The sequence below is a fragment of the Shimia sp. genome (genome assembly GCF_049116215.1).
Taxonomy (GTDB): domain Bacteria; phylum Pseudomonadota; class Alphaproteobacteria; order Rhodobacterales; family Rhodobacteraceae; genus Shimia.
In genome coordinates, this window is the sequence record NZ_JAGDZB010000006.1 from 17,427 (window position 1) to 42,148 (window position 24,722).

Sequence of the window (24,722 nt, forward strand, 5' to 3'; positions counted from 1 at the left end):
CTACTCTCCTCGTAGCGCTTGGGCGAGATCGGCGTTTTCCAGCACGTAGTTGCCAAAGCTCGGCCGCCAGACAAGGCCGCGATCGCGCAGCACGTCCAGTGCCTTTTGCACGCCGCCCTTGGAGTAGGCTTTTCGGTCCGGACCGGCGAGGGCTTGCCGGGTGGCGTCAGTATAAGGCGAAAACTGGATGCCTTCGGTGGCCATTTTGCGCAGCAATGCTTGTTGCAGCTTGGTGAGCGTGCTGATTTCTGCCAGCAGGGCCTCGCGCATCTGGTGTTTCTTGCGCAATGCGATGGTGCGCAAGGCCTCGTCGCCAGCGGTGGGCTCCAGGATCAAGTCGCGCAGGCAATCGGTGAGGATTTCCGGACGGCGGCCGAGGTCGTCAAACACCGCGTCCACGGTGGCGGCGGTGAGTTGCGCGTCTGGTGCGAGGCGAGTGTTGATGCGATGCGTGAGCGCGGTGCTGTAGCTGCTGCCCAATGTTGGGAAGTCGCGCACGCGGGCGCCAAAGAACGGAGCTTGCTGGTCGTGGATCAGCGCGGCGAGCTTGTCACGGTGGGAGCCGGTCATCACCAGATAGAGCCGGTTGGGCAGGCCGGATTGGTTCACCGCGTCGCGGGCGGCTTTGAGGGCAAACATGGCGTTTTTGCCCGCCTCGGCGGCGAGGCTTTGCTGGGCTTCGTCGATGATCAGGACCACGTCTTTTTGCGTGGCCTCACACAGCAAGAGCAGAGCATCGGGAATGGTGCCTTCCCACTGGCCAGCGGATTTTAGGTTCACGCTAAAGCCCAGCGCGCCGACGGAGGTGAAGGGCACGTTGCGGTGTAATTTGGCGATCAGGCTGTCGTTGTCCTTGAGCGCATTGGCGAGGCAGGCGGTGATCAGTTTGGCCGGATCAGAGCTGCGGTCGGCCCAGAGGTCCACGTAGAGCACGCATTTGCCTTGCTGCTCCAGAAGCGGGGCGAGGTCGCGGCGCAAGAAGGTGCTTTTGCCGGTGCGCCGTGGGGCGGCAAGGAACAGCCCAGCGCTTTCGCCCACCAAAGGATCGGGGTTTAGCAGGCTGGCGACTTGCTCCGCCTCAAACGGGCGCGGGATGTGGTGGTCGGTGGTCATGGGTGTCCTGCGGTAATTGACTTGGCGGTAGGGTAATCTGATGTGGAGTACTTTGGAATACCCTTTGTGTTGAGGGTGTCAATGACGGAAATGTGACCGCGCTAGAGGGAATAGAGTTTGGTTGCGTTGCAGCGTACGCTAGGGGGCCGGAGATTGGGGTTACTCATTCAGGCCATCAAAAGTCCGTGTTGGGCTAAGTCAGAAAAAATCGCCGCGCATAACCCACCCCTTGGGCGTTTGAAAAAGATAGAGTGATCCGGAATCTAAGTAGTTAAATTTTCCTTTGTCAGAAGAGTAGATTTGAAAAGCGAACGTGGCTTCGTCCGGCCAATCGGGGCTTTGTATCCAATCTGGCCACCCTCCGATCTTGATCGGAAGGGTTGTGCGTGCGTGTTCATAGGCAGGCGACAGGTGCGGACTTTTGCAGAACCAGTCGTCGTCCTTCGCGCAGGCAATGTCATAAGATACGTGGTCTACCATGTCCTCCCATGTTGGCTGCTCTGCCAAGGGTGATTGCCAGAAAACTGGAAAGGTTGGAAAGGGTGAAGCTGAACCCGAAGCGGCGGAAATTGGGCACAGACCTTCCAGCGAATTGTAGGTTCGCAGACAAAAGCCTGTTCCGTTTTTAGCGTCGAACAGGCCGTCCGCGTTAGGATCGATCCAAAGTGTGACCAACGCGGTGTCCTTTAGCGCCGTTGGCACGTGGGGTAAGCTGTTCGTCCTGATTTGCAGAAAGGGCACCATTTGGGTGCCGCTCTCGGCGCATACCGGCAGGGTTTCGTCGGGCAAGGACCAGAGATTTCCGCCCCACCAGTTGTCGGGAGCGTTATTTGGTGGCGGACGCTGGCCACCGAGTTGGCCAAAAACGGCAGGTCTGATTGCTTTGTCGAGTTGTTCTCTTGCGACCTGGAAATCTTTGGCTGTTGGTGTACGTTTTGCCGTCTGGTCCCCGGAACGGAACAGGCGTTTTGTAAGCTTTGAAAACATAAGGCAACGAAAGTAACTTTTGGCCAAGAGTTAGAAAAAAGGCGCGCCACGGAGGCGCGCCTTTTCTGATTTAAACACTGTGGTCGATCAAAATTCAACCACTGCGCGAATGGACTTGCCTTCGTGCATCAGATCAAAGCCGTGGTTGATCTCATCAAGGCTGAGCTTGTGGGTGATCATGGAATCGATCTCGATTTTGCCGTCCATGTACCAATCGACAAATTTGGGCACGTCGGTGCGGCCTTTGGCGCCGCCGAAGGCTGTGCCTTTCCAGACGCGGCCGGTCACAAGCTGGAACGGGCGGGTGGAGATTTCGGCACCGGCAGGCGCCACGCCGATGATCACAGACACGCCCCAACCGCGGTGGGAGCATTCCAGCGCGTCGCGCATGACGTTGACGTTGCCGGTGGCGTCAAAGGAGTAATCCACGCCGCCAAACTGGTCTTTCTCGGTTTTGGTGATCTCGACAATCGCATCCACAACGGATTGGTCGCCCAGTTTTGAGGGGTTCACAAAGTGGGTCATGCCAAATTTCTTGGCCATCTCAGCTTTGTCGTCATTGAGATCCACACCGATGATGGTGTCGGCACCGGCCATGCGCAGTCCTTGGATCACGTTGAGGCCAATGCCGCCGAGGCCAAAGACAGCGGCAGACGAACCGATCTCCACGCCAGCGGTGTTGATCACCGCGCCAATGCCGGTGGTGACGCCGCAGCCGATGTAGCAGATTTTGTCAAAGGGGGCGTCTTCGCGCACCTTCGCCAGCGCAATTTCCGGCATCACGGTGTGGTTGGCGAAGGTGGAGCAGCCCATGTAGTGGTAGATGGGCGTGCCATCGAGCATGGAGAAGCGCGTGGTGCCGTCTGGCAGCAGACCCTGACCTTGGGTGCCACGGATGGCGGTGCAGAGGTTGGTTTTGCCCGACAGGCAGGAATGACATTCGCGGCATTCCGGGGTGTAGAGCGGGATCACGTGATCGCCGGGCTTCAGCGTGGTGACGCCTTCGCCGCATTCCACCACCACACCGGCGCCTTCATGGCCCAAAATGGACGGGAACAGACCCTCCGGGTCGGCGCCGGAGCGGGTGAATTCATCGGTGTGACATAGGCCGGTGGCCTTGATTTCAATGAGAACTTCGCCTGCCTTGGGGCCTTCGAGGTTCACATCCATGATTTCCAGTGGCTTGCCGGCTTCCAAAGCGACGGCGGCTTTCGTGCGCATCATTTTGCCTATCCTCCCAGTTTGTTTTGGAGCGTGGTTGAAACGCTCTATCATTGCAACCTTATTGGGAACATAGCGAAAGCCCCTCGTGGTTGGCACGGCGGGGACGAAGCAAATTTGTATATTTGCGACAAGGAGTAAGATTATGCGGTTTGTGGTTTTGGCAGCGGCGGGCTTTGTAGGGCTGGCGGCTTTGACAGCGTGTAAAGGGGAAGATGTGGCGGAAGCAAAAGGCAGCACCACCTGTGATCCGGCGACGTTTGAGTTCCTCGTGGGGCAGGACAAAAGCGCGCTTGAGGGCGTGACTGTGCCGGAGATGGTGCGCGTGATGGCGGAAAATTCGCCAGCGACCATGGATTTCCACGAGAACCGTCTGAACGTGGTGCATGATGCGGACGGCAAGATTTTGCAGGTGACCTGCGGCTGATACTGCGAACTGATGGCCCTCCGATGAGGAGGGCCGTCATGCGCCTTAGTCTTTTTTCAGGCGGTAGTTTTTGTGGCAGGCTTTGCAAGCGCCACCAACCCCGCCCAGTGTGCTGGCCAATGCTGCGCGGTCTTTGAAATCCAGCGCTTTTGCAGCGGCGGTGAGTTTGTCGGATTTTGCGGAGAAGTCTGCCCAGTTCTCCCAAATGGCAGGCAGGGCCTCTGATTTTGGATCGGTGGCCGGATTCTCAAACAGCGCGTTGATTTTACCGGATTGCATCACAATGGTGTCTCGGGCCATGCGGGCTTTGGCTTGATGCAGGGGGATGTCCTGCTTTGCCATGCTGACCAGGGTTTTGAAGGCGGCGCCAATTTTCTCCATCGCCATCATGCGGGCCATGACCTCGGGGTCTTTCACACCGTTGTGGGCGTGGGCTGAAGTGGTGATCAACAAAGCGGCGGCGATCAGGATGGGACGGCGCATTTTGGCTCCTTTGGTTGGCTGCCCCTATGCAGCCCATGGCGTGGCTGGGAATCAAGTGAAAAATGTGAGAACATAAAGGGAACAAACATCACGATTCTGTTCCGTGTGCTGCTTATGCCAAACCGTCGCATTCTTTCCCTGTGGTTCCCGCGTTTGGGGGCCGAGCGCCTGATCCGTATGGAGCGGGGCACCTTTGATGCGCCTTTGGCGGTGCTGCGGGACACGGGGCAGATGCAGGTGATTTGCTCGCTGTCCGAGCAGGCGGAGCGGGAAGGGCTGGCGTTGGGGCAACCGCTCAGAGATGCGCAGGCGATGTGTCCACATCTGATCACCCGGCTGCGGAATGTGCATGCAGAACAGGGCTTTATGAAGGTGCTGACGCGCTGGGCGGGGAAGTATTCACCCTGGGTGGCGGCGACAGAAGAGGATGCGCTGGTGCTGGATGTGACCGGCAGTACACATTTGTTTGGCGGCGAAGAGGGCGTGCTGGACCGGGTGGCGGAGGACTGTGTCGATTTGCAGCTGACGGTGCGGGCCGGGCTGGCGGATACGCTGGGTGCGGCCTGGGCTTTGGCGCGGTTTGGGACGCAGCCGGGGCCGCAGTTTGACACTGTGGCGCATCGCAGCGGCGATGACATTGATCAGGAGGCCCCGGCGACGCGATCGCGGGCGGTGAAACGGCGGCATTGGACCCGGGGCGGGGCGGCCCCGCCAGCGGCAGGCGGTAAGGTGGACGTGGGGCGGATTGCGCCACCGGGACAGACGCGCGGGGCGCTGGCGGCGCTGCCGGTGGCGGCGTTGCGACTGGATGGGAGCACGCAGGCGGAGCTGGCGCGGTTGGGATTGCGGCGGATTGGCGATTTGACGGGACAGCCGCGGGCGGGGCTGGCGCGGCGGTTTGGCAAAGGGCTGGTGCTGCGTCTGGATCAGGCGCTGGGCGCGGTGCCGGAGCCGGTAAACCCGGCGCCGCCGGAGACGTTTTATGCGGTGCGCATGAGCCTGCCGGACCCGATTGGGCTGGAAGAGGATGTGGCGGCGGCGGTGGACAAGGTGCTGGGGCCGCTGTGTGAACGGCTGAAGAAAAAGTCTAAAGGCCTCCGCGTGGTGCGCTTGCAGGTGTTTCGCACCGATCAGACCATGCAAAGCGTGGAGGTGGGGCTGGCGCGGGCCACCAATGATCCGGAGCGGGTGCGGCCCTTGTTGCGTATGAAGCTGACCGACATCGATGCGGGGTTTGGCATTGATATGCTGCGGCTGGAGGCGGTGCGGGTGGAGACGCTGCATATGCGCCACACGGCGGGACACCTAGAGGCGCGGCAGGCGGCGGACAGGCGGCTCAATCAGGGCCAGGCGCTGGAGGATCTGATTGGCCGGATTGGCGCGCGGGTGGGGCTGGAACAGATCACCCGGCGGCATCCGGCGTCGAGCCATATTCCGGAGAAAACCGCGCAGGTGTTGCACGCCGCCTGGTCAGATCCCTGGGAGCAGGCCTGGCCGGAGAGCGTGTTGAAGCGGCCCTTGTTGTTGTGGCGGCCAGAGCCGGTGCATGCGCCGGAGGTGCCGCGCTTGCCTGAGGTGTTTCGCTGGCGCGGGCGGGATATGGCGGTGGCGGATGCGCGCGGGCCGGAGCGGATTGCGCCGGAGTGGTGGCTGGATGAGCCGGAGTGGCGCAGCGGGGTGCGCGATTACTGGCGGGTGACCTGCAAGAATGGCGAGCGGCTGTGGCTGTATTTTGCGCATGGCGGGCAGATGTCAGCGGGCTGGTTCTGTCAGGGCAGCTTTGCGTGAGTTCTATGTATCCCACAAAAGAAAACCGCCCCAGAAGGGGCGGCTCTAGCGGGTATTTTGAAAAGTGCCCCTCGGCGGCGCAGACTGGGTGGGGGCAATAGTGCCGCGCCGCCGAAGGTAGCGTTTCGTTTTCGCTATGAGGGTAAGATGCAGGCCAGATGCGGCGACAAAAGGAAGGCACCGCGACCTTTTGCAGAAAATTCTGTGACCAAAAAGGGGCATGGTTAACGGCAAGGCGGGATGTGTGGGGCTTGATTTTGACGTCAATTGGCGCGAGGCTGAGGCTATGAATGCCCAACCTCCCAGCAGATTGCACCCGCCCCAGAAGCCGCCTGAGCAGGTGGCGTTCCATCGCACCGAACTGTCGGTCATTTTGGGGCTTTATGGGCGCATGGTGGCGGCTGGAGAGTGGCGCGACTACGGGATTTCAGCTTTGCGCGAAGTGGCGGTGTTTTCGGTGTTCCGGCGGGCAGCGGAAAACCCGCTGTACCGGATCGAGAAGCGCCCCAAGCTGCGCAACAAGCAGGGGCTTTATGCGGTGATTGGCATGGACGGGCAGGTGCTTAAGCGCGGGCATGATTTAAAAACCGTGTTGCGGGTGCTGGAGCGTAAGTTGATCCGCGCGGTGGAGTGAGCGGGCAGGCATGTGCCAGAATACAGAATTTCGCACGGCGACGTTGGAGGAGATGTCCATCATTCTGAAGTGGGCTGCCGAGGAAGGCTGGAACCCTGGGCTAGAAGATGCGGCAGCGTTTTGGCAGGCGGACCCAGAGGGGTTCTTTGTGGCCGCTGTGGATGGGGAACTGGCGGCGGCGATTTCAGTTGTAAACCACACCGCGAATTTTGCCTTTCTTGGGTTGTATATCGCGCGTCCTGCGTTTCGCGGGCAGGGCATTGGCTTTGGGCTGTGGCACCATGCGCTTAGACATGCTGGTGCGCGGGTGGTCGGTTTGGACGGTGTGCCGGATCAGCAGGACAATTATGCGACTTCAGGGTTTGAGCTATTCAGCGCCACAACCCGGTTTACGGGCGAGGTGGCCGCGCGGAAGAGTGACCGCGTCCGAAAGGCGGCGCCGGAAGATGTCGCCGCATTGATTGACCTAGAAGCGGCGGCGTCGGGTGTGCGCAAGCCAGCGTATCTTGCTGAGTGGTTTGCACCAGTGGAGAGCCGTCAGTCTTGGGTCATGCAGCGCACGGATGGAATTGCAGGGTTTTGCACGGCGCGGCGCTGTCGTGAGGGTGTCAAGATTGGCCCGCTTTGGGCGCAGAGGGAAGAGGACGCACAGGCGTTGATGGCGCATGTGGCGGCGCAGGTGGGTGGTCCGGTGACATTGGATGTACCGGACACATCAGCGCCGTTGAAGGCGCTGTGTCAGGCGTTGGACCTGACGCCCGGGTTTGCCACAGCGCGGATGTATCGCGGCACGCCGGTGCCGGTTGGCGACGCGTCAGGCGGGTATTTTGCTGTTAGCACATTGGAGCTGGGCTGACGCCGCGCTTAGGAAGGGGCCAGCCCCTTCTTGGCATTGCCAATTCATCCCCGGGATATTTGGGGACTGAGAATGCGGTTTTAGGTAGCCGAGATGTGGTTGGCCATCACGCAGAGCAATTCAAACATCACCGAGACGCCAAGAAAGGCGGTGCCGCCGGAGCTGTCAAACGGCGGGGAGACCTCGACCACGTCGGCGCCGATGATGTTGAGTCCGTCCAGGTGGCGCACCACTTCCAGGGCTTGGAAGCTGTTGGGGCCGCCCACTTCGGGCGTGCCGGTGCCCGGCGCAAAGGTGGGGTCCACAAAGTCGATGTCATAGCTGACATAGGTTGGCGCAGTGCCGACGATTTCACGGGCCTCGGCCATGACGTCTTCAAGTCCTCTCGCGAAAAACTCTTCGATGCGGATCACGCGGATGCCGACGGATTTGGCAAAATCCGTGTCCTCGTCATCGTAGGTGCTGCCGCGGATGCCAATTTGAACGACACGTTTGGGGTCAAGCAGGCTTTCTTCGACCGCGCGGCGAAAGGGGGTGCCGTGGGTGTACATCGTGCCACCAAAATAGCTGTGGTAGAGGTCTGTGTGGCTGTCAAAATGAACCATGCCCACTGGGCTGTCTTTCGCGAGGGAGCGCAGGATCGGCAAAGATGTGAGATGGTCGCCGCCTGCAGTGAGGGGCGTGATGCCTTGGGCGCATACGTCGTCATAGAAGGCGGTGATGCGTTCCATGCTGTCGTGGATGTCAGCGGGGTTGGGGCCGACGTCGCCAAGGTCGGCGCAGTTGATCAGATCAAAGGGGCGCACGCCGGTGGCGCCGTTTTGGGCGCGGATCATGGTGGAGGCGTCGCGCAGCTGTCGCGGGCCGTGGCGCGGGCCGGGGCGGTTGGTGGTGCCGCTGTCCCAAGGCACGCCGATCAGGCCGACATCCACATCGGCGATGCGGTCATGGTCCAGATCCATAACAGGCAGGCGCATGAAAGAGGGCACGCCGGCAAAGCGGGGCAAGTCCATGCCAGAAACAGGTTGGAAGAAACCGCTGCTCATGTGGAGGCTCCTAAGATGGGGCGTTTGTGTGAGGTGACCGACCCGTCGCCTTGGGCCTGAATGCGGGCGATGGCTGCATCAATAGGCTCATACGCCACGGCCATGTGGTGGGCATTGGCGTGGATCATCGTATTGGCATCGGTGACCATGGCGACATGGCCTTTCCAAAACAGCAGGTCGCCGCGTTGATAAGGGCCGGTTGCCTCGGGAAAGGCGGCCTCCTGCAGGTCGCTGTCGCCGGGGCAGGGGGTGTTACAGGCGAGGAGGGCCGCTTGCACAAGGCCGGAGCAGTCGATGCCAAAGGAGGAGTTGCCGCCCCAGAGGTAAGGCGATCCGATCAGGCGTTCGGCCACTGTGGCGGCGTCGCTTTCTGTGTGATCGATGGGCGCGAGATGCTGGCTGGGCACATAGAGATCGCGGGTGATCTGGCCGCCGTCCCAGGCGATGCGGGCCCAGTTGTCCTCTTCCGAGAGCACCACAAGGCGGGTGCCAAAGGAGAGCGGGGTCACATGGCCTATGGTTTTCAGGCCCGGTGTGGTTTTGGCGTAGCTGCGGGCGGCGGCAATGCTGTGGGTGGGCGTCTGTTTCGGGTGGCTGAGCAGGTCGCCAATGTCGACCCAGCCGACGTAGCCGTCTTTCTCTGTATATCCAAAGGCCATGCCGTTTTCTGTGTGCACCACGTTCACAACTTCGCCGCGCAGGAGCTGCCGTTCGCGACTGCCTTGCGGGCCGGACAGCAGGTCAGTGACCACCATGGCAACGCGGTAGGGTGTGGGCTCAACAAAACGATCAGCGGTGACCTGGCCGCGTAGGAAGGCGGCGGCGACTTTGCCGGTGCTGGGGGTCAGGCGCTTATCCATCAGAGTGAAAGCACCTCCGGCAGGGCGGCGAGGATGGCGCGGGCGCCCATGCCAACGCCGCCTTTAGGGCGGGCGGGCGAGGGGGTTGGGTTCCAGCCGTAGATGTCAAAATGGGCGTAGCGTTGGTCTTTGGCAAAGCGGCGCAGGAAAAGCGCGGCGGTGATGGAGCCTGCAAAGCCGCCGGATGGGGCGTTGTCCAGATCGGCAATGCCGGGTTCGATCATCTTCTCATAGGGTTCCCAGAACGGCATGCGCCAGACCGGGTCAGCGACGGAAGTAGCGGCAGATTCGAGGGCGGAGACAAAGCCTGCATCATCGGTGTAGTAGGGCGACAGGTCGGGGCCGACGGCGACACGGGCGGCGCCGGTGAGGGTCGCCATGGAGAGGATCATGTCGGGGTTGTCTTCTGAGCCCAGGGCCAATGCGTCGGCGAGAACCAGGCGGCCCTCGGCGTCGGTGTTGTTGATTTCCACGGTGAGGCCATTGCGGGCGGTGAGGATGTCGCCGGGGCGGAAACTGTCACCAGACACGGCGTTTTCGACAGCCGGGATCAGGACACGCAGTTGCAGGGGCAGATTGAGCGCCATGATCATTTGGGCGAGGCCCAGCACAGTGGCGGAGCCGCCCATGTCTTTCTTCATCAGCGCCATGGAGCCGCCGGGTTTGAGGTTCAACCCGCCGGTGTCAAAGCAGACGCCTTTGCCAACCAGTGTCAGCGAGGGGCCTTCGCTGCCCCAACGCATGTCGATCAGGCGCGGCGCGCGGTGCTCTGCTGCGGCACGGCCCACCGCGTGGATCATCGGGAAGTTTTGTTCCAACAGCGCGGCGCCTTTGGTCACGGTGCAGATCGCGCCGTAGTTCAAGGCCAAGGCACGGGTGGCGTCTTCGAGCTCTTGCGGGCCCATGTCCGAAGCTGGCGTGTTGATCAGATCGCGGGTGAGCGCCTCACCTGCGGCAATGGCCTCGACTTTGGTGGCATCCACGCCGAGTGGGCAGATCAGTTGCGCGGTGGCACCAGAGGATTTGGCATAGCGGTCAAAGGTATATTGCGCGAGCAGCCAGCCGAGGGCCTCGGTTTCCAGATCACCCGCGGGCAGGGTGCCAACCAGCGCGTAGGTGCCTGCGGGGAGCGTCGCGGCGGCGGCGGCCAGAGCAAAGCGGCCACGGGCGCGGGTTTGCGGCGTGCCAAAGCCTGCGACAGCCATAACGGGCGTGCCGGAGGCATCCGGGATCAGGATGGATTTGCCAATTGCGGGCTTGAACCCAGTGGCGGTCAGGAAGGTGCGGGCGGATTGGTTTTGCGCGTCGCGCCAGGCCTCATAGCTGTCGCTGTCCACCACATGTAGAGGGATGGACGGGTCGCCTTCGGCGGAAGCAAATGTGAGGGACATGGCGCACCTTTCTGACCGGTCATAAGCTGTTTGACCTCCAGCCTAACGGTTGGTGCGCCCCCTGCAAGCGGATTGGCGCACCGATCAGATGTAGGTGCGCTTTAGATCCCAGATTTCACGTAGTGCGCCCTCGCCAACGCGGATCAGGCGGGCATGGGTGGCCGACAGGGCCACGCGATCCCCGCGATCGCAGCAGGACACCACATCGCCGGCAACCTGCGACAGCGCAGTCATGCAGAGGCGACCTGCGATCAGCTCAACCAGAGACATGGTGTCCGCCAGTTCCGCCAGATTGTCAGCGTTCAGATGATGCTCACCCATCGCCAGATGATCGGTCAGAGATTTGACCAATCCCAGAAAGGTCTCTTCGGCCTCATCCGGATTCATTCGTATAAAGACGCGGGCCAATTCGTCCTGATCGACGACGGCCTGTTCGCTCATTATTAGCTTTGCCACTTGTGACATGTCTCACCCTAAGTTTTGTCCGTTTCACCCAAACGGTTGTTCACATCATTGGCGGGCAAACCTTCTCAAATGGTTTCCGGGGCGGCCCAAAATCCTTAGAATTACAGCTAAATAGCGTTCAATTGCGGATGGTTAAAGTGGTCCGGGGCACGCGAGGTCCAAAGTGTTCCAAGTGACGGTTGTGCCAAGCAGGCGTTGTTTTGAAGGGGTTTTGTCGGAAGTCGCGCCCGAGCGCGCGTGCCTTGAAAGCAAAAACGCCGCAGCGGTGAGAACGCTGCGACGCATTGGTTTGCAGTTTAAGAAATTCCGGTGGTTTCTTAATTTGTTAGCGCAGGATCATTTCTGAAGGCCATTGGATTTTGTGCGACAACTCAACCTCAAAGCGCTTACCTGCTGGCAGGGTGTGTTCCCACATCAGAATGCCACGCTGGTCCTCAAAGTTGGTTTCTGTGGGCGATGGAGAAGCCTGGTGGGAGATCACCAAGTCTTCCTGTTCGCTATATGGCACGCGGCCCAGCAGGCGCAGGTCCCAAGCTTTGTTGGTCAGGTTCTCGGCGGTCAAGACGCGGGTTTCGCTTTGCTCGTTGCGGCTGGTGAGCACACCTTTGTCACCGGTGATTTTGTTGGTGATTGTGTCGGTGAGACGCAGACCGTTGATCGGACCAAAGGAGAAGTCGATGTCGTCGCCTTCGGCAATCAAGGGCATCTCCTGTTGGCCAATGTAGGTGCCGTTGAGGTAGAAGTTGGCCTGCGGGCTGGGCAAGATCAACTCGCCAGCATCGTTGGTGGCCTTGGCCATCAGGAAGGCGGTTTCATCGCGCATGGGGTTGGCAAAGGCGTAAGTGTCCGGTGACAAGTCGAGTGTGCCCAGCGCGAGGTGCAGAGCGTCAGACGCGGAGGAAACCGAAACCGGTGTTGGATAGACATAGGTGGCGTTGATGCCGTCGCCAAAGCTGTAGGCCGCTGCATCTTCGACAACGGCGAGCTCCATTTGCGGGGCTGCCGCGCTCATGTCCAATTCGGCAAAACGCCCGGACGCGGGCTTTTGCATCAGCTGTTGTTTTTCCTCGATGTGGCGGCGCCACGGGTACAGTCCGCTTGGATCAGATTGCGCATCAGGGCGGCTGGTGGACAGTGTGAGGGCAACATCGGTCCAATCCTCATCAGTGAACTGGCTCACAAACGCCCCACGTTCAATGCTCAGTTGCGGCGTGTCGCTGGTGTTGAGGTGCACATCATAGGCCGGAACCCAGCGGGCGAACTGTGTGAGATGGGTGAGCGTGAGGGTGCCTTCGGTGGCGGCGTCTGCGGAAATTGAGATCGCCAGCATGGCGTTGTCGCTTTCTGTCGGGGTCAGCGCCTCGACCAATTGGCGGGCGTCCTCCAGCGGTTGGCGAAGCTCTTCGAGTTGCTTTTCATACTGGCGCGCGTCACGCTCCGCCGTGGCAATGTCGCGATGCGCAGCGAGGGTCTCGCGCCCAACCAGAGCCATGGTTTCTTTGAGCACATCAGGAGGGGCAGCGGTTTCTGTGGGACCTTGCAAGGTGGACAGATAGGCGAGGCGGGCGCGGGCGACCTCTGCGGTCATCATCACGTCGGCGTGGCTGTCGCTGGCCGCTTGCCAGTCGTTTTCGACGAGTTCGAGTTCGGATTTTGCCGCGGCAAGTTCGGGGCTGTCGTCCTGTTGATGCGGGTACACCCGCTCGTGGCGCACAGTCACGGCGCCAAGTTTGGCGCCGTCCAAAGCCACGCGGACCGACATCGGGTCGAGGCTTTCCGGCAGGTTGGTGATCAGCAGATCGTGGCGGCCTGCCGAGGCGGAAAATGGCACGGCGCGGGTGAGGGTGGCGCCTTCGGAATAGAGCGTGGCCGCGGTGACCGGGGCGTTGAGGCGGATGTCATCGGCCCAAAGCGGTGTGGCCAATGGAAAAAGAGCTGTGGCAAAAATCGCGTGTTTCATCAATCACCTGTGTGTTGTTTGTGGCGAGACGATCACGGACGGGCGAAGGTGGCAAGTCAGCTTTGCGTTTGCCGGTCTGATCGGCGGGAGCGCACCTATGGGACGGGTTTAAGCCAGGGGATCAATTAGCACCAGGTCATCAGCTGTGAATGCGACATCGCTTCGAATGGTCATGGTGGCGGAGGCTGGCAACGATGTGTCCGTTTCCGAAAGCTGGAAAGTCAGAGTGGTGACAAAGGTGCCGTCAATCTCTTCCTGCTCAAAGGACATATCGATGGATTGACCCTCCGGCGCTGCGGATCTGTCCAGTTCGATGGCCAGAGTGTCTTCCGCTGGGTCAAAGTCCCGCACCGTCAAGAGACCCGTTTCCAGGACATCGGCTCCGAAAGCGGAGCCGGGGGTGCCCTCCGCATGCAGCGTGATGTGGAAGCAGTCTGCCCCTTCGCCGCCAAAAAGCGAGGCACTGCCAAACGCGGGATAGCTATGGCCAATCACGGCGTTCGCTACGATGGTGTCGTTGCCTTCGCCGCCGTCATAGACCGCCGTGTCACTGCCCCAATAGGCAGAACGATCGGAGACATAGTCAGCTGTGATGTGGTCGTCGCCTACTTCGCCGTAGAGGTAGAAAGAATCGTCGCCATAAAGCGTGTCGTTGCCTTCGCCGCCCAGAACCGTTGTGAACCCGTCCCAGTCCGCATAGGCGATGTCGTCGCCACCGCGCAAATCGATCAACATGGGGCTTTCTTCGGCGGGTTGACCTGCGGGCAGGGTGTCGTCGCCCTCGGTGCCGAGCAGAGTGCCGGTTCCGTTAAAGAGCAGCTCTGCGCCGGGGGCACAGCGCGCAGAGGGCTCCGTCACGGTGGCGGTTTCAGGCTCGGCATCGGGTAGCGGATCACCCGCTGGTGCAGGGGCGGGCGCAGGGTCTGCAACGGACGTGGGTTCGGTCCCCGACGTCGGATTCGTTTCAGGCGTGGAAACGGTGTCCGCAGTCGGGTCCACTTCAGGCGCGGATGTGTCTTCTTCGGTGGGAGCAGGGGGGGCTGGCGCGGTGTCCGTGGTGGTGTCGGGATCAGAAGCGAGATCGGCGCCAAGGGTTTGGTCCGCTTCCGGGGGCAGATCCGCCTCCGGGGTCGGTGTGGTGTCAGCTGTGTCATCGCCATCCACAACTGACATTACGGCGGCGCCTCCCAAAGCGCCCAACAAAAGCAAAGCCAACATCGATACATCCCAATACAATTAATAGAAAATAGTGGGGAAAGGGTAACGGTTGTGCGTATTGGCGTCTAGTCCGCATAGGTTGTGTTGAGCTGTCATTGTTCGACCGCACAAAAGAAAAGCGCTCCGAAAAATTCGGAGCGCTTTGAGTATTTCAATCTCGGGAGGGCTTAGCCCTTCTTGAGCACTTCGCGGCCCAGGGTCTCGGCAATCTGTACTGCGTTCAGCGCCGCGCCTTTGCGCAGGTTGTCAGACACGCACCAGAGGTTCAGACCGTTGTCCAATGTGCTGTCTTGACGGATGCGCGAGATAAAGGTGGCGAAGTCGCCCACGCATTCTTTTGGTGTCACGTAGCCGCCGTCTTCGCGCTTGTCGATCACCATGATGCCAGGGCTTTCGCGCAGGATGTCACGGGCTTCGTCTTCGTCGAGGAACTCTTCGAATTCGATGTTGATCGACTCGGAGTGGCCCACAAACACAGGCACGCGCACGCAGGTGGCGGTGACTTTGATTTTGGCGTCGATGATCTTTTTGGTTTCCGCGACCATCTTCCACTCTTCTTTGGTGGAGCCGTCTTCCATGAACACGTCGATGTGCGGGATCACGTTGAAGGCGATCTCTTTGGTGTAGACTTTTGGTGGCACATCAGAGGTTGGGTTGTAGACCGCTTTGGTCTGATCCCAGAGCTCATCCATGGCGTCTTTGCCGGAACCGGACACGGACTGGTAGGTCGACACAACAACGCGCTTGATTGTGGCGCGGTCATGCAGCGGCTTCAGCGCCACAACCATCTGCGCCGTAGAGCAGTTTGGGTTGGCGATGATGTTTTTCTTGGAATAGCCATGGATCGCGTCGGCGTTGCACTCTGGCACGATCAGCGGCACATCCGGATCGTAGCGGTAGAGCGAGCTGTTGTCGATTACGACACAGTTGGCTGCTGCTGCGATAGGGGCATATTTCTTTGTCGCGTCAGAGCCGATGGCAAACAGCGCCATGTCCCAGCCTGCAAAGTCAAACTGATCAATGTCCTGAATCTTCAGGGTTTTGTCGGCGAAGGTGACCTCGGTGCCCTGGCTGCGGCGGCTTGCCAATACAGCAATCTCATCCACTGGGAACTGACGTTCCTCCAGAATGTTCAGCATTTCGCGGCCCACGTTGCCCGTGGCGCCAGCGACGACGATGCGATAACCCATCTGAGGTCTCCATTTCTAACGACGCGCTCTCTTAGCCTTGTTTCCTTCAAGAAAAAAGGGGTGGCTGGCCGGAAATTGCTTAAGTGGGTCATTCCGGTTTGCGATGAATGCGCGGTGTGCACGGATTTTGATCAATCCATGCGGTCTTGGGAGAAGCAGTAGATCAACGCTCCGAGGAACACACAGGCCGCCATCACGCCAAACAATGTTTGGTACGCCAACAGCGGGCTGGTTGGGGCAATGGCGTTGTGCAATTTGCCGGAACTAAACTGCATGACACCGACACCGCCAATGCCAAACAAGTTCATCAGCGTCACGCCACGCCCCGTCAGATGTTCCGGAAAGAAGCTGCGGGCGTGGGCGATGAGCACCGGGAAAGCGGCGCCGCAGAAGCCAACCACCGACATAAAGAGGACCGAGCGGATGGCGCTCACGTCGGTGAAAATCGCAAGGGCGGTGAGGGCTGTGGCGCCAGTGACGCTGCCCGCGATGATGACCCATTTGCGGGTGCCAAAGATGCGATCGGCAGGGCCATAACAAAAGGTGCCACAGATCATGGCAAGGCCCATGACAAGGGTGGCTTGGCCAATCTCGCTGGTTGTCAGCGTGAAGACATCGGATAAATAGGGGCCAATCCAGAGACCGCGAATGCCTGCGGCGGGCATGTAGTTCACAAACATCAGTGGGAAGAGCAGCCAAAGTGCTGGGATTTTGAGCAGGTCCAGCACCGAGCCTTTTTCGGTGCCGTTGGCTTTGGGTGGGTCTTGTACCAAAGCCCAGAGGCCAATCGCGATGCTGGAGCTTATTGCGGCGAGTACCCACAGCGTGGCGCGCCAGCCGATGGTCTCGGCGGCCCAAGCCGTGGGGTAGGCGGCGATCAGGTTGCCGACCGATCCGACACCCAGCATGAGCGCGGCTAGTGTGGCAAAGCGGGCCGGTGGGTACATACGGGCAAAGATGAAGTAGCTCGCCATCAGCACAGGCGCACAGCCGACGCCAATCATCCCCATGGCAATGGCGACATGCAGCGGTGTGGTGGCCATGGCAAAGAGCGCTGCGCCGCCTCCGCCACCTATCAAAAGCAGGGTTGCTGCTGTGCGGCGTGGGCCAATGCTGTCCAAGGCGGCCCCAACCGGGATTTGCATCGCGGCAAACACAATGAACCAGAGGCCGGAGGCAAAGGCGAGATCTGCGGGTGAGGCGCCGATGTCGGTTTCCAGCACCTGTGTGAGAACAGCAAGGAAGGCACGGAAGAACTGGCTCAGCACATAGGCCAGGCACAACAGAATCAAATCAATGCGCATGTTAACTATCTTCCCATTTCCAAACGTGACAGGACAGTATGTCATCAGCGAAGGCAAGAGGTGATTTTTGCGGGCAATTGAACACCGTTCCCCACAACTCTGTGAGGTGCATGAAACATCCTGATCTTTTGGGATTGGCGCACGTATATCAGTTATTCCGCCACCGGTTTTGGACCGTTTAGCCATGAGCCTTCATTATTTGCCCAATGTCATTCCTTCCCACACAGACCTGATGTCTGGTCCCGCGTTCTACGAGAACATAGCGCGCATCACCGAGTTTGATCGCTTGGCGGAACCTATGCGCTATGTGCGTTTGCCGGATGAGTGGATTGTTGGGGTGGCCGATATCGTTGGTTCCACTGAGCAGATCGCAAGGGGGCGCTACAAGGCCGTAAACTTGGTGGGGGCAGCGGTGATCTCGGCGCAGCTTAATGCGGCGCAGATGCAGGCGTTGCCTTATGTGTTTGGCGGAGACGGGGCGCAGTTTGCCGTTTGGCCAGAACAGCGCGCAGCTGCTGAGCCCGCGCTGGATGCAGTGCGGCGCTGGGCGCAGGCGGAGTATGGTTTGCAGCTGCGCGTGGCGACAGCAACGGTGGCCGAAGTGCGTGCGGCGGGGCACGATGTGCGCGTGGCCCGGTATGCGCCTTCAGATGGCGTCGATTACGCCAGTTTCTCCGGTGGTGGGATGGCTTGGCTTGAGGCGCGTATGAAGGCGGGTGAGGCGTCCTTGCCTGTCAGCACAGAGGCTGAGGCGCCGGATTTGACTGGGTTAAGCTGCCGCTGGGCCAATATTGAGGCTGCACAAGGGGCGATCTTGTCATTGGTGATGGTGCCAAACGCGGACACGAGTGACGCAGCGTTTGCAGAGGTGGCGCGGGACGTGATTGTCGTGGTGGACCAAGCCAAACGCCAAGGGCATCCGGTGCCGCCTTTGGGACCCACGGCGCTGTTTCCACCGCCAGGCCTGGATTTGGAGGCGCGGATTGAGCCCAAAGGAGCCATGTGGTGGCGCAAAGCCAAGCTGCTTTTGGGCAGTGCATTTGCCTGGTTGTTGTTGCGCTCAGAAATCCGGCTGGGGCGGTTTGATCCGGTGGACTACAAGGTTGATGTGGCGCGCAACACGGACTACCAGAAATTCGATGACGGCTTAAAAATGACGCTGGATTGTGGGGCGGATACGCAGGTGCAGATCGAGGCGATCTTGCAGAAAGCCCATGCGCGCGGTGTGATCCGTTATGGGGTGCATGTGCAGGATGCCGCGATGATGACTTGCATCGTGCCCTCGCCCGTAGAGCGGTCACATATGCATTTTGTCGATGGGGCGTCTGGTGGGTATGCGTTGGCGGCCCGCAACTTACGCGCACAGGCCGCCTGATGGGTTACTTCCCGCGCAGGCGGCCGACGATGCCAGTTGGGAAGAAGTAGACCGACAGGATGAAGAGCACACCGAGCCAAAGCAGCCAGCGGTCTGCGTTTAGCAGGTCCGGCAGGAGCGGTAGGCTGGAGACGCGTTCTCCGGCGAGGCTGAGCACGTTTTGCAGGTAGTTTTGCGCCAGAACAAACAGGGTTGCGCCTATGACGGCCCCGTACATGGTGCCCATGCCGCCGATCACCACCATCAAGAGAATGTCGATCATGATCTCCATAGAGAGCGTGGTGTCCGGGCCGACGTAGCGCAGCCAGACCGCATAGAGTGCGCCTGCGAGGGCGGCAATGGCAGCGGAGAGGCAGGTGGCCGCCACGCGGTAGTGCACGACGCGGTAGCCAATAGCCTCAGCGCGGAAGTCGTTTTCGCGGATGGCTTGCAGGACACGGCCAAAGGGAGAGTTCACCACACGCAGCATCAGCAGGAAGAGCACGAAGCAGGAGATGAAGACGAGGTAGTATTTCAGCAGTTTACCGTTGGCCTTCACGCCGAAGAGTTCGCCGTCCATGAACTTGAACGCAGGTCCAAGCGCGCGGGGGATTTTGAAGGACAAGCCGTCTTCTCCGCCGGTTAGAGTGGAGAGTTGGCTGACCAATACGGCCACGGCAGAGGCCACAGCAAGCGTGATCATCGCAAAGAAGATGGCGCGGACACGTAGGGAAAACAGCCCGATCACCAGCGCAAGGAGCGCAGCCAATCCGGCGCCTGCGACAGAGCCAACCAGCAGCGCGTCAAAACCGCGACCCATGTGGGTGGAGGCAAGTGCGACGCCGTAAGCGCCGAGGCCAAAAAACATGGTGTGGGCGAAGCTGACGATGCCGCCGTAGCCCAGCAGCAGGTCATAGGATGCCACCAGCACAATGAAGATGCAGATGCGGGCAGCTGTGTCGACCGAGCGCACACCGGGGAACAGGAAGGGCGCAAAGGCGAGGCAGATCAGGATCACAATCAGGATCGCGAGAAGGATGGGCGAGCGTGGGGTGTCGCCGGAAACAAGGGTTTTCAGCATGTCTATTTCGCCTTTACCACAGGGATCATGCCCATCGGGCGCCACATCAGGATCGCCACCATCAGGGCGATGTTGGAAATCAGGGCCGCTTTTGGTTCCAGGAAAGCTACGTAGTTTTGCAACAGGCCCACCATAAGCGCGCCGATGAAGCAGCCTTCGACAGAGCCAAGGCCGCCGATGATCACCACGATAAACACAAGGATCATGGTTTGGTTGCCCATGTGAGCGGTGATGACTTCCTGATAGAGCCCCCAGAGCACGCCGCCGAGACCCGCGAGGGCGGAGCCTGCGACAAAGACGCCAATGAAGACCATGCGGAGGTTGTAGCCCAAAGCCTGCACCATCTCGCCGTTTTCGACACCCGCGCGCACGATTAAGCCAATTTTGGTGCGGCGCAAAGTGTAACGCATGGCGAGGAAGACTACGAGGCCAATGCCCACTGCGACGAGGCGATATTTTTCAAGCGCGGCACCGGCGAAGGTGATCGCGCCTTTCAGGGCTTCGGGGCGGGTGATGTAAATCTCTTCCGGCCCCCAAAGCACGATGATCAACTGCTCGACCACAATCAGGCCGCCCATGGTGACCAGGATTTGTTTGAGGTGGTGGCCGTAGACCGGCTTCACGATGACCCGCTCAAAGGCGTAGCCCATGAGGCCGGTGGCGGCCATGGCGCCGACAATCGCCACCATGAGCGCGGTGAGGTTCCACAGCAGGTTCGGTGCGCCGGTCATGTGTTCCAGCAGGAGCAGGAAAGAGACGCCAACAAAGGCCCCGACTGAAACAAAGGCGCCGTGGCCAAAGTTGATCACATCCATGAGGCCAAAGACCAGTGTCAGGCCTGAGGCCATGATGAAGATCATCATGCCCATAGCGAGGCCGGACACGGTCAAGGTGAGCCAACTTGAGGTGGCTGGGATGGCGACAAAACCAGCAATCACAAGGCCAATGACCAAAAGGACTGGCGCATAAGGCGCAAGCCGCTCGGCCAGCGACATTTGCGCCATGGTCGGGGCATGTTTGGGGGCGGCGCTCATGGGCGAACCTCCAGTTTAAGTGTGTTCATTAGCATCAGTGAGCCTCCATGCTGAGGCCCATCAGCCGCTCTTGCAGCTCGGCATCTTGGGTCAACTCAGACATCTGGCCGGACCAGGCCATGCGGCCGTCGTCCATCACATTGGCGCTGTCCCCCAGGGCTTTGGCTACGGCGAAGTTTTGCTCTACCAAGAGGATGGATGCGCCTTGGTCTTTCAGTTCCTTGATGGCGCGGGCCATGGTGGTGATGATGGCGGGCGCAAGGCCTTTGGTCGGCTCGTCGATGAGATACAGCGCGCGCTCCTCGATCATGGCGCGGGCGATTGACAGCATTTGTTTTTGTCCGCCGGACAATGTGCCTGCGTCTTTTTTCCAGAAGGTCTCCAGTGCGGGAAACACGGTGAAGAGCCATTGCAGGCGGGCCTCATCAATTGCGCCGGAGACAGCGGCGAGGATCATGTTTTCCTCCACCGTCAGGTCGGCAAAGATGCCCATGTCTTCGGGCACAAAGCCGATGCCCGCACGGGCAATGGCTGGTGTGGGCAGCTTGGTGATGTCCTGACCGTCAAAGGTTACGCTGCCCTGATGGGCGCGCCAATGGCCGATGATGGTGCGCAGCGTGGTGGTTTTGCCCACGCCGTTGCGGCCCAATAGCATGGTGACTTCGCCGCGAGGTACGGTCAGCTCTACACCTTGCAGAATGTGATACTGCGCGATGTTGGTGAACACGCCCTCAAGTTTCAGGATGGGATCAGACATTGGCGAGCGCCTCCTCTAGATCGCGGCCCATGTAGGCTTCTTGCACCACGTCGGACGCCATGACCTCGCCAGGGTCGCCGTCTGCAGCCAGCGCACCATTGTGCAGCACGATGATGCGGTCCGCCAATGTTCGAATCACGTCCATCTTGTGCTCCACCAGCAGAATGGCGCGGTCTTTGCGGGTTTTGAGTTCGGCAATCAGATCCAGCACCACAGGCGCTTCGTCGACGCTCATGCCGGCGGTGGGTTCGTCAAACATATAGACCAGCGGGTCGAGCGCGATCAGTAGCGCGACCTCGAGTTTGCGTTGGTCGCCATGAGAGAGTTCAGACACAACCTGATCCGCTTGATCGGTCATGCGGATGCGCTCGAGAATTTCGTAAGCTGGACCGGTGAGTTCCGCGTGGCTGTCCGCCATCGACAGGATGTTGAAGCCGCGGCCAGCCTTGGACTGCACCACAAGACGCACGTTTTCCAGCACCGAGAGGTTCGGGAACAGGTTGGTGAGCTGAAAGGCGCGGCCGATGCCGCGATGGGTGCGCTGGGCAACGGACATGCGGGTGATGTCCGTGCCATTGAGTTTCACGCGGCCTTCGGAGACGGGAATCTGACCGGAGATCAGATTGAAATACGTGGTTTTTCCTGCGCCGTTAGGGCCAACAATGGCGGTCAGTTCGCCGGGATTGAAATTGCAGGTGATGTGGTCGACCGCCACGTGACCGCCAAAGCGCACGGTCAGGTCGGTGGTTTCCAGAATGGGGTGGGGCATTTTTTGCGGTCCCTGAGAGGGAAAGGAGGTTGGCCCCGGCACAAGATCCGGAACCAGCCATGGAGGTAAAGGGGCGGTCTTAGTTGCGGACCGGGATGGGCAGGTCTTCGAGCTTCAGCTCACGCACCAGTTCAGGAATGGCCCATTCGACGTTGTCATCCACTTTGATCTTGAAGTGGTACATGGTCTGCATCGCCTGGTGATCGTCTGCGCGGAATTTCATGGTGCCTTTGGGGGTCTCCCACTCCATGCCTTCCATCGCGGTGATCAGCTCTTCGGTGTCGGTGCTGCCGGCCTTTTTGATGGCTTCCACCACGGCGATGCCTGCGGACATGCCGCCTGCGGTGAAGAAATCAGGTGGGGTGCCAAAACGGTCCTGGTGGGTTTTCACCAGCCAGTCGTTCACGTCGTTCTTCGGGATTTCGTAGTAGTAGTAGGTGGCGCCTTCGAGGCCCGGGAAATCCTTATAGGCTTTCATCGCCGCCAGGATGTTGCCGCCTGTGGCAATTTCAACGCCAAAGCGGGAGGGGTCCATGGCCTGAATTTTGCCCATTGGGTTGCCGCCACCGGCCCAGATGATGAAGAGCTTTTTGTCACCTTCGAGGTCTTTCATCGCGGTGAAGATGCGCTCTGCCGCTGCGGTGAAATCGGTGGTGTCGGTTGGCACGTATTCCTCATGCGCGATGCCTTGGCCCTGGCCTTCGAGTGCTTCGCGGAAAGCGGCGATGCCGTCACGGCCAAAGGCGTAGTCTTGTGCCAGCGTGGCAATGTGCACGTCTTCGCCGGCCAGCGCGATGGCGTTGGCCACGGCGTCTTGCGAGCTGTTGCGGCCGGTGCGGAAGATGTAGCGGTTGTAGTTGGCGCCGGTGATGCTGTCGGCTACCGCGGGTTCAACGATCAGCAGCTTTTCGTATTCTTCGGCCACTGGCAGCATGGCAAGTGCGACGCCGGAGCTAACGGGGCCAACGGCGAGGTCGACTTCGTCATCGCCATAGGCTTCTTCCAGCAGGGCTTTGCCGTTGTCTGGCTTCAGCTGGGTGTCTTTTTCGATCACAACGATTTTCTCGCCGTTGATCTCCATGGTGCCGCCGGTGGCATACTCCAGACCGAGCATCAGGCCGTCGTGGGATTGCTTGGCGTAGGCCTCAAAAGGGCCGGTTTTGCCGTAAACGTGGGCGATCTTGATGTCTGCGGATGCGGCGCTGGTCAGTGCCAAAGCAGAAATCGCGCTCGAGATGAGCCATTTCTTCATGAGTTGTCCTCCCTGAACTCAACCGCAAATGGGATTGCGGCGATTGTGGTCATGGTAGGTGGCGGGGGCAAAAAGGGTCAATTCGGGGAAATTACGTAGGTGAGCCGGTGGGGAAAAGTCAGACCAATCCGGCGGTTCATGTCAGAGGCGGAGGACCGCCGCTTTGCACTGTAACGTAGGGTTTGGTGCGGCAAACAAATTGCCTTTTGAAACATTCCGGTGCATGTATGTATCATGACAGGCAAGACCAATATTCCCGATACATCTCAATCGCTTCCCATCGCGCTGCTGCGCGCCAGAGAGAAGGTAATGAAACCGGCGCGATTATTGCTTGCCAATGCGGGGGTGACCGAACAGCAGTGGCGCGTGGTGCGTGTGTTGGTCGAAGAAGGCCCGATGGATCCAACCACCATTGCGGATCGTGCGGTGTTGCTGCTGCCCAGTTTGACGCGGATTTTGCAGAAGCTTGAGGAAAAAGGCTACATCACGCGGGCGCGGGATGAGCAGGACGGGCGTCGGCAAGTGATCAAAGCCACCTCTGAGGGCTGTCGGTTGATTGCGGACAATATCCCTGCCGCCAAAAGCTATGCTGAAAAGCTGCGCGATCACCTTGGCACGGACCGCTATGAGCAGCTTTTGGAACTGCTCAACGATTTGAACGAGATTGATCTCTAAAACCTAACCTGGACGGACCTGATCCGGATGCGCAGCAGCAAAGGCTGGGTGTGTGGCACAGGCTGTTTCGATCGCTTGAAGGCGGGGCAAGTCGGAGAGGTCGACCTCCCACCGGTGCGCATTGTAGAGCTGCGGCATCAGGCAAAGATCGGCGATCGACGGCCTGTCTCCGCAGCAATAAGGGGCCTGTTCGAACCCTTCCAGAAGCGTGTCAAAGGCCATCAGTCCGGGGCGGATGAAATGCTGCATCCAGGCGCGGGTGGCAATGGGTTTGTCCTCGGCATCAGCGGTGACGTGGCGCACGACGGAGAGGTTGCACACAGGATGTACGTCCACAGCAATACTCTGCGCCAAGGCGCGGATTTTTGCGCGTTGAATCGGATCTTCCGGCAAAAGGTCAAGCGCGCGGGTGTCGTTGAGGTATTCCAGAATGGCCAGTGATTGAGTGAGCTGCGTACCGTCAATGACTAAGACGGGCACCAGCCCCTGCGGGTTGCGCGCCAGATGTTCCGGCGCGCGGTGTGTGCCTGCAAGCAGATCCACAGGAACACTGTCAAATGGTTCACCTGCGAGGTGCAGGGCAATCCGGACGCGGTAGCTGGCAGAGGAGCGCCAGTAGTCGTAAAGCACAGTGTTCATGAGGGGGTTCTCACCTCTGGTGGCCGCTGTTTTGCGCCGCTTTCAAGGCTTGGTCCAACACTTCGTTGTCGCCAATGTGGTTGGCCAGCAGGAAGATAAGACGGGCGTTGAGCGCGTCGCTACTGGATTTCTCAAGGCCGTCGTGGGCGCGGGCGAGGGCGTCAAAGAAACCATCAGCGGTGTCCAGATTGGGGCTCAGGATCAATTTGTCAGACATC

Annotated in this window: 25 protein-coding genes; 6 read left to right on the forward strand and 19 right to left on the reverse strand. The window is 59.9% G+C overall.

The window, feature by feature from the left end; genetic code table 11:
* From JXR15_RS16560 to JXR15_RS16570, 3 genes are all read right to left on the reverse strand, one after another.
* Positions 1-1,113 (reverse strand): hypothetical protein, encoded by a 1,113-nt coding sequence (locus tag JXR15_RS16560; protein ID WP_422054313.1) that lies wholly within the window; start codon positions 1,111-1,113, stop codon positions 1-3.
* Positions 1,114-1,311: 198 nt separating this feature from the next.
* Positions 1,312-2,100: a hypothetical protein gene (locus tag JXR15_RS16565; protein WP_422054314.1), complete on the reverse strand. Its 789-nt coding sequence runs from the start codon at positions 2,098-2,100 to the stop codon at positions 1,312-1,314.
* An 87-nt stretch (positions 2,101-2,187) separates the two neighbouring features.
* On the reverse strand, positions 2,188-3,321 hold the full coding sequence (locus JXR15_RS16570) for an S-(hydroxymethyl)glutathione dehydrogenase/class III alcohol dehydrogenase (RefSeq protein ID WP_422054713.1): 1,134 nt from the start codon (positions 3,319-3,321) through the stop codon (positions 2,188-2,190).
* Positions 3,322-3,466: 145 nt separating this feature from the next.
* On the opposite strand from JXR15_RS16570, the gene JXR15_RS16575 reads away from it, so the two are divergent.
* Positions 3,467-3,748, forward strand: a complete 282-nt coding sequence (locus tag JXR15_RS16575) for an I78 family peptidase inhibitor (RefSeq protein WP_422054315.1) — start codon at positions 3,467-3,469, stop codon at positions 3,746-3,748.
* A gap of 45 nt (positions 3,749-3,793) precedes the next feature.
* Here JXR15_RS16575 and JXR15_RS16580 read toward each other — a convergent pair whose 3' ends face one another.
* Positions 3,794-4,231: a c-type cytochrome gene (locus JXR15_RS16580; protein ID WP_422054316.1), complete on the reverse strand. Its 438-nt coding sequence runs from the start codon at positions 4,229-4,231 to the stop codon at positions 3,794-3,796.
* A 114-nt stretch (positions 4,232-4,345) separates the two neighbouring features.
* Here JXR15_RS16580 and JXR15_RS16585 point away from each other — a divergent pair, with 114 nt between their 5' ends.
* From JXR15_RS16585 to JXR15_RS16595, 3 genes are all read left to right on the forward strand, one after another.
* Entirely contained in the window at positions 4,346-6,019 is a 1,674-nt protein-coding gene (locus tag JXR15_RS16585; protein ID WP_422054317.1) for a DUF6504 family protein, read from the forward strand.
* A 286-nt stretch (positions 6,020-6,305) separates the two neighbouring features.
* On the forward strand, positions 6,306-6,653 hold the full coding sequence (locus JXR15_RS16590) for a DUF2794 domain-containing protein (RefSeq protein WP_422054714.1): 348 nt from the start codon (positions 6,306-6,308) through the stop codon (positions 6,651-6,653).
* A gap of 10 nt (positions 6,654-6,663) precedes the next feature.
* Entirely contained in the window at positions 6,664-7,509 is an 846-nt protein-coding gene (locus tag JXR15_RS16595) for a GNAT family N-acetyltransferase (protein ID WP_422054318.1), read from the forward strand.
* A gap of 80 nt (positions 7,510-7,589) precedes the next feature.
* Here JXR15_RS16595 and speB read toward each other — a convergent pair whose 3' ends face one another.
* The 8 genes from speB to JXR15_RS16635 all read right to left on the reverse strand — a co-directional run bounded on the left by speB (position 7,590) and on the right by JXR15_RS16635 (position 16,943).
* Positions 7,590-8,555 carry an agmatinase gene (gene speB / locus JXR15_RS16600; RefSeq protein WP_422054319.1) on the reverse strand — a complete coding sequence of 322 codons (966 nt, stop codon included), beginning with the start codon at positions 8,553-8,555 and terminating at the stop codon, positions 7,590-7,592.
* Positions 8,552-9,415: an NlpC/P60 family protein gene (locus JXR15_RS16605; RefSeq protein WP_422054320.1), complete on the reverse strand. Its 864-nt coding sequence runs from the start codon at positions 9,413-9,415 to the stop codon at positions 8,552-8,554. The genes speB and JXR15_RS16605 overlap by 4 nt, the downstream gene beginning before the upstream one ends.
* Complete coding sequence (locus tag JXR15_RS16610) at positions 9,415-10,806, reverse strand: leucyl aminopeptidase family protein (RefSeq protein ID WP_422054321.1); 1,392 nt, start codon at positions 10,804-10,806, stop codon at positions 9,415-9,417. Before JXR15_RS16610 ends, JXR15_RS16605 begins: the two co-directional genes overlap by 1 nt.
* A gap of 84 nt (positions 10,807-10,890) precedes the next feature.
* Positions 10,891-11,271 (reverse strand): hypothetical protein, encoded by a 381-nt coding sequence (locus tag JXR15_RS16615; RefSeq protein ID WP_422054322.1) that lies wholly within the window; start codon positions 11,269-11,271, stop codon positions 10,891-10,893.
* A gap of 325 nt (positions 11,272-11,596) precedes the next feature.
* The gene (locus tag JXR15_RS16620) at positions 11,597-13,231 is read right to left on the reverse strand and encodes a DUF4139 domain-containing protein (RefSeq protein WP_422054323.1); all 1,635 of its coding nucleotides are present in this window, start codon (positions 13,229-13,231) and stop codon (positions 11,597-11,599) included.
* Positions 13,232-13,339: 108 nt separating this feature from the next.
* Entirely contained in the window at positions 13,340-14,449 is a 1,110-nt protein-coding gene (locus JXR15_RS16625) for a hypothetical protein (protein WP_422054324.1), read from the reverse strand.
* Between the two features lie 167 nt (positions 14,450-14,616).
* Complete coding sequence (locus JXR15_RS16630) at positions 14,617-15,639, reverse strand: aspartate-semialdehyde dehydrogenase (protein WP_422054325.1); 1,023 nt, start codon at positions 15,637-15,639, stop codon at positions 14,617-14,619.
* Between the two features lie 131 nt (positions 15,640-15,770).
* Positions 15,771-16,943 carry an MFS transporter gene (locus JXR15_RS16635; protein ID WP_422054326.1) on the reverse strand — a complete coding sequence of 391 codons (1,173 nt, stop codon included), beginning with the start codon at positions 16,941-16,943 and terminating at the stop codon, positions 15,771-15,773.
* A gap of 184 nt (positions 16,944-17,127) precedes the next feature.
* Between JXR15_RS16635 and JXR15_RS16640 the strand changes: the two genes are divergently transcribed.
* The gene (locus JXR15_RS16640) at positions 17,128-18,318 is read left to right on the forward strand and encodes a DUF3095 domain-containing protein (protein WP_422054327.1); all 1,191 of its coding nucleotides are present in this window, start codon (positions 17,128-17,130) and stop codon (positions 18,316-18,318) included.
* 4 nt (positions 18,319-18,322) lie between these two features.
* Here the strand turns inward: JXR15_RS16640 and JXR15_RS16645 are convergent, their stop codons facing one another.
* The 5 genes from JXR15_RS16645 to JXR15_RS16665 form a co-directional block, all read right to left on the reverse strand.
* A complete protein-coding gene (locus JXR15_RS16645) occupies positions 18,323-19,378 on the reverse strand; it encodes a branched-chain amino acid ABC transporter permease (protein ID WP_422054328.1) in 1,056 nt (351 codons plus the stop codon).
* Positions 19,379-19,380: 2 nt separating this feature from the next.
* A complete protein-coding gene (locus tag JXR15_RS16650) occupies positions 19,381-20,412 on the reverse strand; it encodes a branched-chain amino acid ABC transporter permease (RefSeq protein ID WP_422054329.1) in 1,032 nt (343 codons plus the stop codon).
* Positions 20,413-20,446: 34 nt separating this feature from the next.
* Positions 20,447-21,169: an ABC transporter ATP-binding protein gene (locus JXR15_RS16655; protein ID WP_294222592.1), complete on the reverse strand. Its 723-nt coding sequence runs from the start codon at positions 21,167-21,169 to the stop codon at positions 20,447-20,449.
* Positions 21,162-21,938, reverse strand: coding sequence for an ABC transporter ATP-binding protein (locus JXR15_RS16660; protein ID WP_422054330.1), 777 nt, complete (start codon positions 21,936-21,938; stop codon positions 21,162-21,164). Before JXR15_RS16660 ends, JXR15_RS16655 begins: the two co-directional genes overlap by 8 nt.
* A gap of 79 nt (positions 21,939-22,017) precedes the next feature.
* A complete protein-coding gene (locus tag JXR15_RS16665) occupies positions 22,018-23,190 on the reverse strand; it encodes a substrate-binding domain-containing protein (RefSeq protein WP_422054331.1) in 1,173 nt (390 codons plus the stop codon).
* 234 nt (positions 23,191-23,424) lie between these two features.
* Here JXR15_RS16665 and hpaR point away from each other — a divergent pair, with 234 nt between their 5' ends.
* Positions 23,425-23,865: a homoprotocatechuate degradation operon regulator HpaR gene (gene hpaR, locus JXR15_RS16670; RefSeq protein WP_422054332.1), complete on the forward strand. Its 441-nt coding sequence runs from the start codon at positions 23,425-23,427 to the stop codon at positions 23,863-23,865.
* Positions 23,866-23,868: 3 nt separating this feature from the next.
* On the opposite strand, the gene maiA is transcribed toward hpaR, so the two are convergent.
* Positions 23,869-24,504 carry a maleylacetoacetate isomerase gene (gene maiA, locus JXR15_RS16675; RefSeq protein ID WP_422054333.1) on the reverse strand — a complete coding sequence of 212 codons (636 nt, stop codon included), beginning with the start codon at positions 24,502-24,504 and terminating at the stop codon, positions 23,869-23,871.
* A 10-nt stretch (positions 24,505-24,514) separates the two neighbouring features.
* Complete coding sequence (locus tag JXR15_RS16680) at positions 24,515-24,721, reverse strand: DUF2783 domain-containing protein (protein WP_422054334.1); 207 nt, start codon at positions 24,719-24,721, stop codon at positions 24,515-24,517.
* Between the last annotated feature and the right edge of the window lies 1 nt (position 24,722).

Coding starts and splice junctions, on each gene's coding strand:
- JXR15_RS16640 (WP_422054327.1), top strand. CDS start 17,128: ATGAGCCTTCATTATTTGCCCAATGTCATTCCTTCCCACACAGACCTG.
- JXR15_RS16665 (WP_422054331.1), bottom strand. CDS start 23,190: ATGAAGAAATGGCTCATCTCGAGCGCGATTTCTGCTTTGGCACTGACC.
- JXR15_RS16605 (WP_422054320.1), bottom strand. CDS start 9,415: ATGGATAAGCGCCTGACCCCCAGCACCGGCAAAGTCGCCGCCGCCTTC.
- JXR15_RS16660 (WP_422054330.1), bottom strand. CDS start 21,938: ATGCCCCACCCCATTCTGGAAACCACCGACCTGACCGTGCGCTTTGGC.
- JXR15_RS16655 (WP_294222592.1), bottom strand. CDS start 21,169: ATGTCTGATCCCATCCTGAAACTTGAGGGCGTGTTCACCAACATCGCG.
- JXR15_RS16650 (WP_422054329.1), bottom strand. CDS start 20,412: ATGAGCGCCGCCCCCAAACATGCCCCGACCATGGCGCAAATGTCGCTG.
- JXR15_RS16630 (WP_422054325.1), bottom strand. CDS start 15,639: ATGGGTTATCGCATCGTCGTCGCTGGCGCCACGGGCAACGTGGGCCGC.
- JXR15_RS16625 (WP_422054324.1), bottom strand. CDS start 14,449: ATGTTGGCTTTGCTTTTGTTGGGCGCTTTGGGAGGCGCCGCCGTAATG.
- JXR15_RS16570 (WP_422054713.1), bottom strand. CDS start 3,321: ATGCGCACGAAAGCCGCCGTCGCTTTGGAAGCCGGCAAGCCACTGGAA.
- JXR15_RS16595 (WP_422054318.1), top strand. CDS start 6,664: ATGTGCCAGAATACAGAATTTCGCACGGCGACGTTGGAGGAGATGTCC.
- JXR15_RS16580 (WP_422054316.1), bottom strand. CDS start 4,231: ATGCGCCGTCCCATCCTGATCGCCGCCGCTTTGTTGATCACCACTTCA.
- hpaR (WP_422054332.1), top strand. CDS start 23,425: ATGACAGGCAAGACCAATATTCCCGATACATCTCAATCGCTTCCCATC.
- speB (WP_422054319.1), bottom strand. CDS start 8,555: ATGAGCAGCGGTTTCTTCCAACCTGTTTCTGGCATGGACTTGCCCCGC.
- JXR15_RS16560 (WP_422054313.1), bottom strand. CDS start 1,113: ATGACCACCGACCACCACATCCCGCGCCCGTTTGAGGCGGAGCAAGTC.
- maiA (WP_422054333.1), bottom strand. CDS start 24,504: ATGAACACTGTGCTTTACGACTACTGGCGCTCCTCTGCCAGCTACCGC.
- JXR15_RS16585 (WP_422054317.1), top strand. CDS start 4,346: ATGCCAAACCGTCGCATTCTTTCCCTGTGGTTCCCGCGTTTGGGGGCC.
- JXR15_RS16565 (WP_422054314.1), bottom strand. CDS start 2,100: ATGTTTTCAAAGCTTACAAAACGCCTGTTCCGTTCCGGGGACCAGACG.
- JXR15_RS16615 (WP_422054322.1), bottom strand. CDS start 11,271: ATGTCACAAGTGGCAAAGCTAATAATGAGCGAACAGGCCGTCGTCGAT.
- JXR15_RS16620 (WP_422054323.1), bottom strand. CDS start 13,231: ATGAAACACGCGATTTTTGCCACAGCTCTTTTTCCATTGGCCACACCG.
- JXR15_RS16610 (WP_422054321.1), bottom strand. CDS start 10,806: ATGTCCCTCACATTTGCTTCCGCCGAAGGCGACCCGTCCATCCCTCTA.
- JXR15_RS16635 (WP_422054326.1), bottom strand. CDS start 16,943: ATGCGCATTGATTTGATTCTGTTGTGCCTGGCCTATGTGCTGAGCCAG.
- JXR15_RS16680 (WP_422054334.1), bottom strand. CDS start 24,721: ATGTCTGACAAATTGATCCTGAGCCCCAATCTGGACACCGCTGATGGT.
- JXR15_RS16590 (WP_422054714.1), top strand. CDS start 6,306: ATGAATGCCCAACCTCCCAGCAGATTGCACCCGCCCCAGAAGCCGCCT.
- JXR15_RS16645 (WP_422054328.1), bottom strand. CDS start 19,378: ATGCTGAAAACCCTTGTTTCCGGCGACACCCCACGCTCGCCCATCCTT.
- JXR15_RS16575 (WP_422054315.1), top strand. CDS start 3,467: ATGCGGTTTGTGGTTTTGGCAGCGGCGGGCTTTGTAGGGCTGGCGGCT.